The organism is Vibrio sp. 1S139, assembly GCF_041439475.1.
In the GTDB taxonomy this organism is placed as follows: Bacteria; Pseudomonadota; Gammaproteobacteria; order Enterobacterales; family Vibrionaceae; genus Vibrio; species Vibrio crassostreae_C.
The window spans coordinates 51,648-67,041 of record NZ_JBGOOD010000014.1 but is presented as its reverse complement, the minus strand read 5'-3'; the positions used below and the strand labels follow the sequence as shown (position 1 = coordinate 67,041).

Below are 15,394 nucleotides of genomic sequence, written 5' to 3'. Positions count from 1 at the left end.
CTGAAGACTATAATTTATTCAGCAATTAGTACTTTCCTCCAATTTAGGTATCCAATGAGCAAACAGAAACACTCGGCCAGTTCAGGCCGTTGGTTGAAGGAACACTTCGACGACAAGTACGCAAATGAAGCAAGAAAGAAAGGCTATCGTTCACGTGCTTATTTCAAAATGGAAGAGATTCAAACGAAAGATAAATTGCTGTCTCCTGGGATGACCATTGTGGATTTGGGTGCAGCACCTGGCGGTTGGTCTCAATATGCTGCTAAGATTGTTGGAGACAACGGACAAATCATTGCGTGTGACTTGTTACCAATGGATCCGATTGCTGGTGTTAGCTTTTTACAAGGCGATTTCCGCGAAGAAGCTGTGCTAGATGCCTTGTTGGAACGTATACAACCAAACATGGTTGATGTCGTGATGTCAGATATGGCACCTAATATAGCAGGCAACAATTCTGTGGATCAGCCAAGAGCTATGTATTTAGTTGAATTAGCTTTGGATATGTGTCGACAAGTTCTAGCTACCAATGGTAGTTTTGTTGTAAAAGTATTCCAAGGCGAAGGGTTTGACCAATACGTTAAGGACGTCCGCGAGATGTTTAAAACAGTAAAAGTTAGAAAACCCGACTCTTCTCGAGCTCGATCTCGTGAAGTGTTTATCGTAGCCACTGGTTACAAAGGTTAACGATTCTCTTCCAAGAGTGAGAGTTAACAACATGGCTACAGGTTACAAACTGTAGTACCCTACCTTTAATTACAATTAGTTATCGAGAGGCTTACACCTTGAGTGACATGGCAAAAAATTTAATTCTGTGGCTTGTTATCGCGGTAGTGTTGATGTCGGTATTCCAGAGCTTCGGCCCTGGGGAAAGTAACGGCAGAGCAGTAGATTACACCACGTTTGTACAGGAAGTTGGCCAAGGCCAGATTCAAGACGCACAGTTCAATAACAGCGAAATCACTTTCACACGTCGTGGTGGTGGTTCTAAGTATGTAACTTACATGCCTGTTTATGATCAAAAGCTACTTGATGACTTAATTAATCAAAACGTAAAAGTTCAGGGTACACCACCTGAAGAGCAGAGCCTGCTTGGCACTATCTTCATCTCATGGTTCCCAATGATCTTACTGATTGGTGTATGGATTTTCTTCATGCGTCAAATGCAAGGCGGCGGCGGCGGTAAAGGCGCGATGTCTTTCGGTAAGAGTAAAGCTCGAATGATGAGCGAAGAACAAATCAAAACCATGTTTGCTGATGTTGCTGGTTGTGACGAAGCAAAAGAAGACGTGAAAGAGCTTGTGGACTACCTTCGTGACCCAAGCCGCTTCCAAAAGCTAGGTGGTAAGATCCCGACAGGTATCCTGTTGGTTGGTCCTCCTGGTACGGGTAAAACATTGCTTGCAAAAGCGATTGCCGGTGAAGCGAAAGTACCGTTCTTTACTATCTCTGGTTCTGACTTCGTTGAAATGTTTGTTGGTGTTGGTGCATCTCGTGTGCGTGACATGTTTGAACAAGCGAAGAAAGCGGCACCTTGTATCATCTTTATCGATGAAATCGATGCTGTAGGTCGTCAACGTGGCGCTGGTGTTGGTGGTGGTCACGATGAACGTGAACAAACACTGAACCAAATGCTGGTTGAGATGGATGGTTTCGAAGGTAACGAAGGTATTATCGTTATCGCTGCGACTAACCGTCCAGACGTACTAGACCCTGCATTACTTCGTCCTGGTCGTTTTGACCGTCAAGTTGTGGTTGGTCTACCGGATGTACGTGGTCGTGAACAGATTCTTAAAGTACACATGCGTAAAGTGCCATTATCAGGTGATGTTGAACCGTCGCTGATCGCTCGTGGTACTCCAGGCTTCTCTGGTGCAGATCTTGCGAACCTTGTGAATGAAGCGGCGTTATTTGCTGCTCGTGGTAACAAGCGCAATGTATCTATGGTTGAGTTTGAACTTGCAAAAGACAAAATCATGATGGGTGCAGAGCGCCGTTCAATGGTTATGTCTGAAGAAGTGAAAGAGTCAACGGCTTACCACGAAGCGGGTCACGCAATTGTTGGTCGTTTGGTGCCTGAACACGATCCTGTGTACAAGGTGTCAATTATTCCACGTGGTCGTGCGCTTGGTGTAACTATGTATCTACCTGAGCAAGATCGCGTAAGCATGTCTCGCCAACATCTAGAATCAATGATCTCTAGTTTGTACGGTGGTCGTCTTGCTGAAGAACTTATCTACGGTAAAGACAAAGTTTCGACTGGTGCGTCTAACGATATCGAACGTGCAACTGATATTGCTCGCAAGATGGTTACGCAGTGGGGCTTCTCTGAAAAACTGGGTCCTCTTCTATATGCTGAAGAAGAAGGTGAAGTTTTCTTAGGTCGTGGTATGAGCCAAGCGAAACATGTTTCTGACGATACGACTAAGCTGATCGATGAAGAAATTCGTATTCTAATCGACCGAAACTATGCTCGTGCGAAGCAAATTCTTGAAGAGAACATGGATATCATGCACTCGATGAAAGACGCGCTAATGAAGTTTGAAACGATTGATGCAGGTCAGATTGATGACTTGATGGAACGTAAAGACGACATTCGTGAGCCAGCTGGCTGGGGTGATCAGGCGAAAGCAGAACCTGTGAAGGAAGAAGCTAAACCTGAAGCGAAATCAGAAGAAGCAACAGCTGAACCAAAAGCTGAAGAGTCGAAAGTTGAAGAAGTTAAATCTGAAACAGATGATGCTCAAAACAAAGATTCTTAATCGCTAAGTTATAAATTAAAACCCTGAGTACGCTCAGGGTTTTTCTGTTTCTAGCCCTAGATGTTTTTACCTTTAAGACCCACCTTCCATGATATTAAAAGCACATAATAAAACGCTCGTTTTAGACCGCCCACATGTGATGGGTATCCTCAATGTTACGCCTGACTCTTTCTCTGATGGCGGAAAATTCAATTCATTAGATAATGCTTTACTGCAAGCAGAGCGAATGATTCAAGCTGGTGTTAGCATTATTGACATTGGTGGTGAATCAACTCGCCCGGGAGCGCCTGACGTTCCTTTAGAAGAAGAGCTCGCTCGCGTTATTCCTGCCATTAAAGCAATTCGCGCTAAGTTTGATGTGTGGATCTCCATTGATACCAGTAAAGCTGAAGTGATGCGCCAAGCCGTTGAAGCGGGGGCTGATTTGATCAATGATGTGCGCGCACTGCAAGAGCCCGGAGCTTTAGAAGCGGCCGCCGATGCTAATGTGCCCGTTTGCCTGATGCACATGAAAGGTCAGCCAAGAACCATGCAAGCTAACCCTAATTACGATGATGTCCTAATGGATGTTGAAGCGTTCTTAAAAGAAAGGGTGGAGGCTTGTGAGGCTGTTGGTATATCAAAAGATCAGCTGATTCTGGATCCTGGTTTTGGTTTTGGTAAAACCATTGAGCATAATTACCACCTATTAGCGCACCTTGAAAAGTTTCATTCGTTAGGCTTACCTGTTTTAGCGGGGATGTCGAGAAAATCGATGATCTTTAAATTGCTAGACAAGGTTCCGGCCGACTGCATGGTCGCAAGCGTCACTTGCGCGGCGATTGCCGCGATGAAAGGCGCACAAATTATTCGCGTTCATGATGTCGAGGAGACACTGGAAGCGATGAAAATAATCGAAGTGATGAACAACAATCACTAAATATAATTAAGGAAAATCACTATGTCTGATAAAAGACGTTATTTCGGCACAGATGGTGTGCGTGGCAAAGTAGGCCAGTACCCGATTACACCTGATTTTGTTCTGAAGCTTGGCTGGGCTGCTGGTCGTGTACTTGCGAAGCAAGGTACAAAGAAAGTTATTATCGGCAAAGATACTCGTATCTCTGGTTACATGTTGGAGTCTGCGTTAGAAGCTGGTCTTGCGGCTGCAGGCCTTCAAGCGACGTTCACAGGCCCAATGCCAACACCTGCTGTTGCTTATCTAACACAAACATTCCGTGCTGAAGCGGGCATCGTAATCTCGGCTTCACACAACCCATACTACGATAACGGTATTAAATTCTTCTCTTCTGAAGGCACAAAGCTTCCGGACGATATCGAATTGGCGATTGAAGCTGAGCTTGATAAAGACATTGAGTGTGTTGATTCTTCTGAGCTTGGTAAAGCGGTTCGTCTAAATGATGCTGCAGGTCGTTACATCGAGTTCTGTAAAAGTACGTTCCCACATAAAATGACATTAGCTGGCATGAAGATCGTTATCGATTGTGCACATGGTGCGACTTACCACATTGCGCCTGCTGTATTTAAAGAACTGGGTGCTGAGGTCGTTGCGATTGGTGTTGAGCCAAACGGTACTAACATCAACCACGAAGTCGGTGCGACGGATGTACGTGCTCTGCAAGCAAAAGTGCTTGAAGAAAAAGCGGCATTAGGTCTTGGCTTTGATGGTGATGGTGACCGTATCATCATGGTTGACGAGCTAGGCAACAAAGTTGATGGCGACCAAATCGCTTACATTATTGCTCGTGATGCACTGCGTCGCGGTGAGTTGAAAGGCGGCGTTGTTGGTACACTAATGACCAACCTGGGTATGGAAAACGGCCTTAAGCAGTTAGGTATTCCGTTTGTACGTGCTGCTGTTGGTGACCGTTACGTAATGGAACAGCTTCTTGCTAAAGGCTGGAAGATCGGCGCTGAAAACTCGGGGCACGTTATCCTACTAGATAAAGTGACGACGGGTGATGCTATCGTTGCTGCTCTGCAAGTTTTGGCTTCAGTTGTTGATAGCGAAATGACACTGAATGAGTTGTCTCAGGGCATGACGTTGTACCCTCAAGTTCTAGAAAACGTTCGTTTCAGCGGAGATTCAAACCCACTAGAAGCCGAAGCGGTAAAAGCAGCGGTTGTTGAAGTAGAAGCAGAGCTTGGCGAGAAAGGCCGTGTACTATTACGCAAGTCTGGTACCGAGCCACTACTGCGTGTCATGGTTGAAGGCGAAGATGCAGAGCTTGTTCAAGCATCAGCGCTTAAGATTGCAGATGCAGTAAAAGCAAACTGCTAATTTAACCTTTTACTTAGCTGGCGCAGCGAATAGCGCTTGTGATTAGAAGTGGTTGACTTATCTCACGGTCAAAAGATATAACGGTCAAAAGAGACATAAATGAGTTTTGTGTCGCTTTTGACCTTTTTTTGACCATTCACTTGGTAAAGGCTTATTTTTTAGCAAATTCTCCTTGTCAGCCATCGTCGCATTCGCTAGTATTGCTCGGCCTTCAGTTAGGAGGTCGCTAGCCTTGTTCTTAAAAATAGTTTTTTGAACGGCGCTGGCTCAACAATTAGGAACATAGGTGGAAAAATGTTTACAGTTCTACTTGTGATTTACCTGTTGGCAGCGCTTGGTGTAATTGGCCTAGTGTTGATTCAACAAGGTAAAGGCGCAGATATGGGAGCCTCTTTCGGTGCTGGCGCTTCAAACACTGTGTTTGGTGCTGGTGGCTCAGGAAATTTCCTTACCCGAATGACTGCAATTTTTGCAACTACATTTTTTATCCTTAGCTTAGTGCTTGGTAATATGTCTACACATAAAACTGAGTCACAATGGATTGACCCGACCCAAGGTCAGGTGATTCAACAAGCTGATGATGCAGTGAGTGAAGTTCCGGCGCAAGGCGACGAAATTCCACAATAATCTGTAAAGATTTGATGCCGAGATGGTGAAATTGGTAGACACGCTAGCATGAGGTGCTAGTGCCTTAGGGTGTGAGGGTTCGAGTCCCTCTCTCGGCACCATGTTTACAAACTTGTAAAACATCTTGTTGGGCGTATAATGCTCGCAAGTCGGACGCGGGATGGAGCAGTTTGGTAGCTCGTCGGGCTCATAACCCGAAGGTCGTCGGTTCAAATCCGGCTCCCGCAACCAATTTCAATGCTATTATATAGCTTGTATTGGTAGCAAGTTTGCACAGTGTGAACCTCACTGTGAGTTAGGTGCTATATCGAATGTGATGGCACTTAACATATAAGGGTCCAGCAACAAAAACCCCGGCTTATACGGGGTTTTTTGTTATCTAAGCATTTGTAAATGTATTTAGATAATGTTTGCTTGGAATTTAAATTGGGCTTTGAGCCCTTTTTTTGTTTCTGGAGTGGTTAAATGACTGGTTTAGAAAGACAACTTACTGAAATGCTTGACGCTCCAGTAGCAGCATCAGGTTATGAGTTAGTTGGATTAGAATTTATTCGTGCTGGTGAGCACTCAACGCTACGTATTTACATCGATTCACCAAACGGTATCAATGTAGATGATTGCGCTGAAGTTAGCCACCAAGTAAGTGCCGTAATGGACGTTGAAGATCCAATTTCAGTGGCTTATAACCTTGAAGTGTCTTCACCAGGTTTAGAGAGACCACTGTTCAAAGCAGAGCATTACCAACAATTTATTGGTCACGAGGTAAGCATCGTTTTGAAAATGGCTGTCGGCAACCGTCGTAAATGGAAAGGTGATATCCAATCTATCGAAGGCGAGACAGTGAAAGTATTGGTTGAAGGACAAGAAGAAGAATTCGTCCTGAGCAATATTGCGAAAGCTAACCTGATCCCTAAATTTTAGTTCTCCTAGAGAGAAGAGCTTAAGAGGCTAGATTAATGAACAAAGAAATTTTGGCGGTAGTAGAAGCTGTTTCAAATGAGAAAGCAGTTCCTCGTGAGCGTATTTTTGAAGCGCTTGAAATGGCGCTTGCAACGGCAACAAAAAAGAAAAGCGAACTAGAAATTGAAGTTCGTGTTGAAATTGACCGTAAAACGGGTGATTTCGAAACTTTCCGTCGTTGGGAAGCTGTTGAGGAAGTTGAATTCCCAACAAAAGAAATCTCTATTGAAGCTGCAAAGTACGATGACCCAGAGATCGAACTTGGCGGTTTCATTGAAGATGATATCGAATCAGTAACGTTTGACCGTATTACGACTCAAACGGCTAAGCAAGTTATCGTACAGAAAGTACGTGAAGCTGAACGCGCTCAAATCGTTGAGCAGTTCATCGATAACGAAGGCGAGCTAGTAACTGGCGCAGTTAAGAAAGTTAACCGTGACACTATTATCCTAGACCTAGGTAACAACGCTGAAGCGGTAATCCTTCGTGATGACCAACTTCCTCGTGAAAACTTCCGTCCAGGTGACCGTGTTCGTGGTCTTCTTTACGCAGTTAAACCAGAAGCTCGTGGTTTCCAGCTTTTCGTTACTCGTTCGAAGCCAGAAATGCTAGCTGAACTATTCCGTGTTGAAGTGCCTGAGATTGGTGAAGAGCTAATTGAACTTAAAGGTGCTGCACGTGATGCCGGTTCTCGTGCTAAAATCGCTGTGAAAACAAACGACAAACGTATTGACCCAGTTGGTGCGTGTGTTGGTATGCGTGGCGCACGTGTACAAGCTGTTTCTAACGATCTTGGTGGTGAGCGTATTGATATCGTTCTTTGGGATGATAACCCGGCTCAATTCGTAATCAACGCAATGGCTCCTGCTGATGTTGCTTCAATCATCGTTGATGAAGACGCACACTCTATGGATATCGCTGTTGAAGCGGATAACCTAGCACAAGCGATTGGCCGTAGCGGTCAAAACGTACGTCTAGCGTCTCAACTTACTGGTTGGGAACTGAACGTAATGACTGTTGCTGATCTTGAGAAGAAGCACCAAGAAGAAGCAGTTGCTTCTATTGAAAACTTCATGAAGCACCTAGACATTGAAGAAGACTTTGCTCAAATGCTTGTTGAAGAAGGCTTCTCTACGCTTGAAGAAGTAGCATACGTTCCTGTGAACGAGCTTCTTGAAGTAGACGGTCTAGACGAAGGTATCGTTGAAGAACTACGTAACCGCGCAAAAGACGCACTGACTACTCTAGCGCTAGCGAAAGAAGAAACTTTCGACGGTGTTGAGCCTGCTGAAGACTTACTTGCACTTGAAGGTCTTGAGCGTGAAATGGCTTACAAGCTAGCAGCAAAAGGCGTTGCGACACTGGAAGACCTAGCTGACCAAGGCGTTGATGAACTAGAAGGCATCGAAGACCTAACTGCAGAGCGTGCAGGCGAGCTAATTATGGCTGCGCGTAACATCTGTTGGTTCGGCGACGAAGAATAATTCAGCAAGGAGAGAAAGCGGTATGACACAATTAACAGTTAAAGCACTGAGTGAAGAGATTGGTACGCCAGTTGACCGCTTAATTGAACAACTTGCTGATGCAGGCATGAAGAAAGCAGGGTCGGATCAAGTGACTGATTCAGAGAAGCAAACATTGCTAACGCACCTTAAAAAGGAGCACGGCGATACTTCAGGCGAAACAGAACCGACTCGTTTAACTCTTCAACGCAAGACCCGCAGCACGCTAAGTGTTGCCGCTGGAGGCGGTAAGAGTAAGGATGTTCAAGTAGAGGTACGTAAAAAGCGTACTTACGTGAAGCGCAGCACTATTGAAGATGAAGCGAAACGTGAAGCTGAGGAAGTAGCTAATCGTGAAGCGGAAGAGAAAGCACAACGCGATGCTGAAGAGCAAGCGAAACGTGATGCTGCAGAGAAAGCACAGCGCGAAGCTGAAGAAAAAGTAACACGTGAAGCGGATGCAAAACGTGAAGCTGAAGAGAAGGCTCAACGCGCACAAGCTGAAAAGGCTAAAAAAGACATGAATTCAAAAAATGCAGACGCTAACGCACAAGCGAAAAAAGAAGCGGATGAACTTAAAGCTCGTCAAGAGCTAGAAGCAACTCGTAAAGCAGAAGCTGAAGCAGCTAAGCTTGTTGAAGAAGCTCGTAAGTTAGCAGAAGAGAACCAAGAACGTTGGTCTGAAGAAGAGAAGAAGAAGAAAGAGCAAGAGAAATCTGCGGATTACCATGTGACTACTTCTACTTACGCTCGTGAAGCTGAAGATGCGGCAGATAAGAAAGATGAGAAAGCACCTCGTCGTCGCAAGAAGAAAGCAGCTCCTGCTAACCAACCTGCAAACAACCGTGGTGGTCGTAACCAGCGTGGTCGTGGCGGTAAAGGTAAGCTTGCTAAACCAACTTCAATGCAGCAAGGCTTCGATAAGTCAGCAACTGTTGCTAAATCTGACGTTGCTATCGGCGAAACTATCGTTGTTTCTGAACTGGCTAGCAAAATGTCAGTTAAAGCAACTGAAGTTATCAAAGTAATGATGAAGATGGGCGCTATGGCGACTATCAACCAAGTGATCGACCAAGAAACAGCACAACTTGTTGCTGAAGAAATGGGTCACAAGGTAATCCTACGTAAAGAAAACGAACTTGAAGAAGCAGTACTAGCTGACCGTGATAGCGATGCTATCGCTGAAGGTCGTGCTCCTGTTGTTACTATCATGGGTCACGTTGACCACGGTAAAACTTCAACACTTGATTACATTCGTAAAGCACACGTTGCTTCTGGCGAAGCTGGCGGTATCACGCAGCACATTGGTGCTTACCACGTAGATACTGACAACGGTATGATCACTTTCCTTGATACTCCTGGACACGCGGCGTTTACAGCTATGCGTGCTCGTGGTGCTCAAGCGACAGATATCGTTGTACTTGTAGTTGCAGCAGACGATGGCGTAATGCCACAAACAATCGAAGCAATCCAGCACGCGAAAGCGGCAGGCGTTCCTCTGATTGTTGCTGTGAACAAGATCGATAAAGAGGGTGCAAACCCAGACAACGTTAAGAATGAGCTAGCTCAATACGACGTTATCCCTGAAGAATGGGGTGGTGAGAACATCTTCGTTCACATCTCTGCTAAACAGGGTACAAACATCGATGGTCTTCTAGAAGCTATCCTTCTTCAGTCTGAAGTTCTTGAACTTACAGCGGTTAAAGAAGGCATGGCGTCTGGTGTTGTTGTTGAATCTCGTCTTGATAAAGGTCGTGGTCCAGTTGCAACAGTACTAGTACAGTCTGGTACTCTAAACAAAGGCGATATCGTTCTTTGTGGTCAAGAGTACGGCCGTGTTCGTGCAATGCGTGATGAAAACGGTAAAGACATCGAAACTGCAGGTCCATCTATTCCTGTAGAAATTCTAGGTCTTTCTGGTGTTCCTTCGTCAGGCGATGAAGCGACTGTTGTACGTGATGAGCGTAAAGCACGTGAAGTTGCGAACTACCGTCAAGGTAAATTCCGTGATGTTAAACTAGCTCGCCAACAAAAAGCGAAACTAGAGAACATGTTCGCGAACATGACGGCTGGCGAAGTTGCTGAGCTTAACGTGGTACTTAAAGCTGACGTTCAAGGTTCTGTAGAAGCGATTGCTGACTCTCTACTGAAACTGTCAACTGACGAAGTGAAAGTGAACATCGTAGGTTCTGGTGTTGGTGGTATTACTGAAACTGATGCAACGCTTGCTGCAGCTTCTAACGCTATCATCCTTGGTTTCAACGTTCGTGCTGACGCAACTGCGCGTAACACGGTTCAGAACGAAAACCTAGATCTACGTTACTACTCAATCATTTACCAACTAATTGACGAAGTTAAACAGGCGATGGGCGGTATGCTTGCTCCTGAATTCCGTCAAGAGATCATTGGTCTTGCACAAGTTCGTGACGTATTTAAGTCGCCTAAACTTGGTGCAATCGCTGGTTGTATCGTGACTGAAGGTACGATTAAGCGTAGCAACCCAATCCGTGTACTTCGTGAAAACGTTGTTATCTACGAAGGTGAACTAGAGTCACTTCGTCGCTTTAAAGATGACGTTCAAGAAGTTAAGAACGGTTACGAGTGTGGTGTCGGCGTTAAGAACTACAACGACGTTCGCGTTGGTGACCAGATCGAAGTATTCGAAATCGTTGAGGTTAAACGTACTCTAGACTAATCAGTCTGTACGACTCGACATATTGACTAAGGTTACTAACATTACTAGTAAAGGTAATAAGTAATCGGTTGTTGAATACACCATGGGGGGCTGGTAATTACCAAGCCCCCCATCTTTCTAAGTGAGAAAAGAAAATGTCAAAAGAATTTAGCCGCACACAACGTGTGTCTCAGCAGCTTCAAAAAGAGCTTGCTCTTATCCTACAACGTGAAGTTCGTGACTCACGTATTGGTATGGTAACTATCTCAGACGTAGAAGTGTCTCGTGACCTTGCTTACGCAAAAGTGTTCGTGACTTTCCTGTGTGTTGGTGAGCAAACTCCTGAATCATGCCTTAAAGCTCTTAAAGAGCATGAAGTGCCAGTTCGTATGGCTCTTGGTAAGCGTATTCGCCACCGTCTAACGCCTGAAGTTCGTTTTACTTACGACAACACACTAGTAGAAGGCATGCGTATGTCTAACCTAGTAAGTGAAGTTCTGAACGACGACAAGCGTAAGCAAGAAGAAGCTGGCCGCACTGACGAAACTCAGTCTAAGGGCGAAGAGTAATGGCTCGCCGTCGTAAAGGTCGCCCTATCAACGGGGTAATTCTATTAGATAAGCCGACTGGTATTTCGTCTAATGATGCACTGCAAAAAGTAAAGCGTATTTACTTTGCAGAGAAGGCAGGGCACACCGGTGCTCTGGATCCTCTTGCGACTGGCATGCTGCCAATTTGTCTTGGTGAAGCGACGAAGTTCTCTCAGTTTCTTCTAGATTCTGATAAGCGCTACGTTGTTATCGCTAAGCTTGGTGAGCGTACCAATACCTCTGACTCTGATGGTGAAGTGGTAGAGACACGTGATGTTAACGTGACTCAAGAACAGCTTGAACGTTGCATTGCGAGCTTCAAGGGTGAAACCGATCAGATACCATCAATGTTTTCGGCATTGAAGTATCAAGGTAAGCCTTTGTACGAATACGCACGTGCAGGTATCGAGGTTCCTCGTGAGTCTCGTAAGATCACTGTGTACTCTATTGAACTGCTTCGCTTTGAAGGTGATGAAGTTGAAATGGAAGTGCATTGTTCGAAAGGCACATACATCCGCACAATTACCGACGACCTTGGTGAAATGCTAGGTTGTGGTGCTCACGTGACCATGCTTCGTCGTACAGGTGTCGCAAAGTACCCATACGAGCGTATGGTGACTTTGGAGCAGTTAAACGAGATCCTAGAGCAAGCACAGGCGCAAGAAATTGCACCGAAAGAGCTGCTTGATCCACTGCTGATGCCAATGGACACTGCCGTTGAAGACTTACCAGAAGTAAACCTGAACGCGGAACTGACTGACCTAGTTCAGCACGGTATGCCAGTTCAGGTTGCTGGTGCGCCAACTGAAGGCACGGTTCGTATGACAAGTGGCGAAGAGAAGCTGTTTGTCGGCGTAGCTCAGATTGCTGAAGATGGCCGAGTTGCACCGAAGCGTTTGGTTGTTTTCAGAGATGAAGAGCCACAAGCGTAGCGCTTACATCGGATCTTAGCGCTGAGTCGTGAAAAGCGAGCAAATAAGATAGAAAGCGAACGCCTAATTTAGGTGGTTCGCTTTTTTCGTTTTTAATGGGTTCGATTGTTATTGCGCCAACTGACAAACTTCCCTATAATCCTCGGCTCGCGTAGCGGCTGAATCAGAGATTGGCTGCTACAAATATAAACTTACTCTTATCAGGAGAGAATTATGTCTCTGAATGCAGAAACTAAAGCAGCAATCGTTGCAGAATACGCACAATCTGAAGGCGACACAGGTTCACCAGAAGTACAAGTAGCACTACTTACTGCTTCTATCAACCACCTACAAGGTCACTTCAAAGCGCACAAACACGATCACCACAGCCGTCGTGGTCTACTACGTATGGTTTCTAGCCGTCGTAAGCTTCTTGATTACTTGAAAGGCAAAAACCTTGCTCGTTACCAAGACCTAATCAAGCGTCTAGGCCTACGTCGCTAATAGCGATGTCTGCAAAGACAGTTTGAAGAAAAGGAGCATTTATGCTCCTTTTTTTGTGCCTGTAAGAAAATGCTAGGCTGGATGCTCAGAATATCATCTGGCTTTTTCTGATAGGAAATATATCTCCTAATAAAAATAGTTTATACTACGCCCGCCTATAGCGTTTTCAGCGTTTGGCAATCAACCTCTCAAGAGATTACAGTCACAGATGTCGGCCAATAGGTCGCGACTATTCAAAGGCGGATTTGGTCTTAATTCGGCGTATGAACACATACAAAGAGTCACCATCCTAAGTCCCTTTTCACTAGTCGCGATTGGTAATGTCTTGAGTCATTATTCACTTAATCTAAAGTCTGACTTTAGAGCTAAGGATATACAATGTTTGAAAAACCAGTTGTAAAATCGTTCCAGTACGGTAACCACACCGTTACTCTAGAAACGGGCGTAATTGCACGTCAAGCTACTGCTGCTGTAATGGCGACTATGGACGATACATCAGTATTCGTTTCTGTTGTTGCTAAGAAGGAAGCAGTTGCAGGTCAAGACTTCTTCCCACTAACAGTAAACTACCAAGAGCGTACATACGCTGCGGGTAAAATCCCTGGTGGTTTCTTCAAGCGTGAAGGTCGTCCATCTGAAGGCGAAACACTAACAGCTCGTCTGATTGACCGTCCAATTCGTCCACTTTTCCCAAGTGCGTTTAAAAACGAAGTTCAAGTTATCGCTACGGTTGTTTCTATCAACCCTGACGTAAACCCAGACATGATCACTATGATCGCAACATCTGCTGCGCTTGCTATCTCTGGTGCTCCATTCAATGGTCCTATCGGTGCTGCACGTGTTGGTCACATCGACGGCGAACTTGTTCTTAACCCATCAAATACTGAGCTTGAAAACTCTAAACTAGACCTAGTTGTGTCTGGTACAGAAGGCGCAGTACTTATGGTTGAATCTGAAGCAGATAACCTATCTGAAGAAGAAATGCTTTCAGCTGTTGTTTACGGTCACGACCAACAACAAGTTGTAATCAAAGCAATCAACGAGTTTGCTGCTGAAGTTGCAACTCCATCTTGGAACTGGGAAGCACCAGCAGTTAACACTGAGCTTAAAGCTCAAGTTGCTGAACTTGCTGAAACTCGTCTATCTGACGCGTACCAGATCACTGAGAAAATGGCTCGTTACGAGCAAGTTGGCGTAATCAAGAACGACGTTGTTGAAGCTCTAATTGCACAAGACGAAAACCTAGATGAGCGCGAAATCCGCGGCATGCTTGGTTCTCTAGAGAAAAACGTAGTACGTAGCCGCATCATCGCTGGCAACCCACGTATCGATGGCCGTGAAAAAGACATGGTTCGTGCGCTAGACGTACGTACTGGTGTTCTTCCACGTACACACGGTTCTTCTCTATTCACTCGTGGTGAAACTCAAGCACTTGTTACTGCAACGCTTGGCACACAACGTGATGCTCAAATCATCGACAGCCTGATGGGTGAGAAGAAAGACAACTTCCTTCTACACTACAACTTCCCTCCATACTGTGTAGGTGAAACTGGTTTCGTTGGTTCTCCTAAGCGTCGTGAAATTGGTCACGGTAAGCTTGCTAAACGTGGTATCCAAGCAGTAATGCCTTCTGTTGAAGAATTCCCATACACAGTTCGTGTTGTATCGGAAATCACAGAATCTAACGGTTCTTCTTCAATGGCTTCTGTATGTGGTACATCTCTAGCTCTTATGGATGCTGGTGTTCCAATCAAAGCTTCTGTTGCGGGTATCGCAATGGGTCTTGTTAAAGAAGGCGACGATTTCGTTGTTCTTTCTGACATCCTTGGCGACGAAGATCACCTAGGTGACATGGACTTTAAAGTAGCAGGTACTAACGCTGGTATCACTGCACTTCAAATGGACATCAAGATCGAAGGTATCACTAAAGAGATCATGCAAATTGCACTTAACCAAGCGCAAGGTGCACGTAAGCACATCCTTTCTGTAATGGATGAAGCTATCTCTGGTGCTCGTGAAGATATCTCTGAATTCGCTCCACGTATCCACACAATGAAAATCAGCTCTGATAAGATCAAAGATGTTATCGGTAAAGGCGGCGCAGTTATCCGTGCTCTTTGTGAAGAAACTGGTACTACAATCGAAATCGAAGACGATGGCACAATCAAGATTGCTGCTACTGAAGGCGCAGCTGCTAAAGAAGCTATCCGTCGTATCGAAGAGATCACAGCTGAAGTTGAAGTTGGCCGCATTTACCAAGGTAAAGTTGCTCGTCTAGCTGACTTCGGTGCATTCGTTACTATCCTTCCAGGTAAAGATGGTCTAGTACACATCTCTCAAATCGCTGACAAGCGCGTTGAGAAAGTGTCTGACTACCTAACTGAAGGTCAAGAAGTTCCTGTTAAGGTTCTTGAAATTGACCGTCAAGGCCGTGTACGTCTAAGCATGAAAGAAGCAGTTGAAACGCCAGCTGAAGGCGAAGCACCTGCTGCTGAGTAATTCTCAGTGTGTCGATGGTGATATCGCTTTTTAGTGATTTCTAACCTATCGTCAACAAAGCATGTTATAAAGGGGAGCATATCGCTC

General features: G+C 45.2%; 12 protein-coding genes and 2 tRNA genes. All 14 read left to right on the top strand.

The annotated features are described in order from the left end of the window. The first annotated feature begins 54 nt into the window (after positions 1-54). Positions 55-684, top strand: a complete 630-nt coding sequence (gene rlmE / locus ACED46_RS07090) for a 23S rRNA (uridine(2552)-2'-O)-methyltransferase RlmE (RefSeq protein ID WP_017059396.1) — start codon at positions 55-57, stop codon at positions 682-684. Positions 685-791: 107 nt separating this feature from the next. Further along, on the top strand, positions 792-2,759 hold the full coding sequence (gene ftsH, locus ACED46_RS07085; protein WP_371721155.1) for an ATP-dependent zinc metalloprotease FtsH: 1,968 nt from the start codon (positions 792-794) through the stop codon (positions 2,757-2,759). A gap of 88 nt (positions 2,760-2,847) precedes the next feature. Further along, positions 2,848-3,678, top strand: coding sequence for a dihydropteroate synthase (gene folP, locus ACED46_RS07080; RefSeq protein ID WP_371721154.1), 831 nt, complete (start codon positions 2,848-2,850; stop codon positions 3,676-3,678). 21 nt (positions 3,679-3,699) lie between these two features. Next, complete coding sequence (gene glmM / locus ACED46_RS07075; RefSeq protein ID WP_017059393.1) at positions 3,700-5,040, top strand: phosphoglucosamine mutase; 1,341 nt, start codon at positions 3,700-3,702, stop codon at positions 5,038-5,040. A 294-nt stretch (positions 5,041-5,334) separates the two neighbouring features. Beyond that, positions 5,335-5,667 (top strand): preprotein translocase subunit SecG, encoded by a 333-nt coding sequence (secG, locus tag ACED46_RS07070; protein WP_017059392.1) that lies wholly within the window; start codon positions 5,335-5,337, stop codon positions 5,665-5,667. Positions 5,668-5,683: 16 nt separating this feature from the next. Further along, a tRNA-Leu gene (locus tag ACED46_RS07065) sits at positions 5,684-5,768 on the top strand. 53 nt (positions 5,769-5,821) lie between these two features. Beyond that, positions 5,822-5,898 (top strand) — tRNA-Met (locus ACED46_RS07060). Positions 5,899-6,132: 234 nt separating this feature from the next. Next, positions 6,133-6,588: a ribosome maturation factor RimP gene (gene rimP, locus ACED46_RS07055; protein WP_004738265.1), complete on the top strand. Its 456-nt coding sequence runs from the start codon at positions 6,133-6,135 to the stop codon at positions 6,586-6,588. Positions 6,589-6,623: 35 nt separating this feature from the next. Continuing rightward, the gene (gene nusA / locus ACED46_RS07050) at positions 6,624-8,111 is read left to right on the top strand and encodes a transcription termination factor NusA (protein ID WP_371721153.1); all 1,488 of its coding nucleotides are present in this window, start codon (positions 6,624-6,626) and stop codon (positions 8,109-8,111) included. 22 nt (positions 8,112-8,133) lie between these two features. Then, entirely contained in the window at positions 8,134-10,824 is a 2,691-nt protein-coding gene (gene infB / locus ACED46_RS07045) for a translation initiation factor IF-2 (RefSeq protein ID WP_017059231.1), read from the top strand. A 134-nt stretch (positions 10,825-10,958) separates the two neighbouring features. Continuing rightward, a complete protein-coding gene (gene rbfA / locus ACED46_RS07040; protein WP_017065964.1) occupies positions 10,959-11,372 on the top strand; it encodes a 30S ribosome-binding factor RbfA in 414 nt (137 codons plus the stop codon). Then, positions 11,372-12,325, top strand: coding sequence for a tRNA pseudouridine(55) synthase TruB (gene truB / locus ACED46_RS07035; protein ID WP_017059233.1), 954 nt, complete (start codon positions 11,372-11,374; stop codon positions 12,323-12,325). Before rbfA ends, truB begins: the two co-directional genes overlap by 1 nt. 213 nt (positions 12,326-12,538) lie before the next feature. Next, complete coding sequence (gene rpsO / locus ACED46_RS07030) at positions 12,539-12,808, top strand: 30S ribosomal protein S15 (protein WP_010436144.1); 270 nt, start codon at positions 12,539-12,541, stop codon at positions 12,806-12,808. A gap of 378 nt (positions 12,809-13,186) precedes the next feature. Beyond that, a complete protein-coding gene (pnp, locus tag ACED46_RS07025; RefSeq protein WP_017059234.1) occupies positions 13,187-15,307 on the top strand; it encodes a polyribonucleotide nucleotidyltransferase in 2,121 nt (706 codons plus the stop codon). Positions 15,308-15,394: the final 87 nt, after the last annotated feature.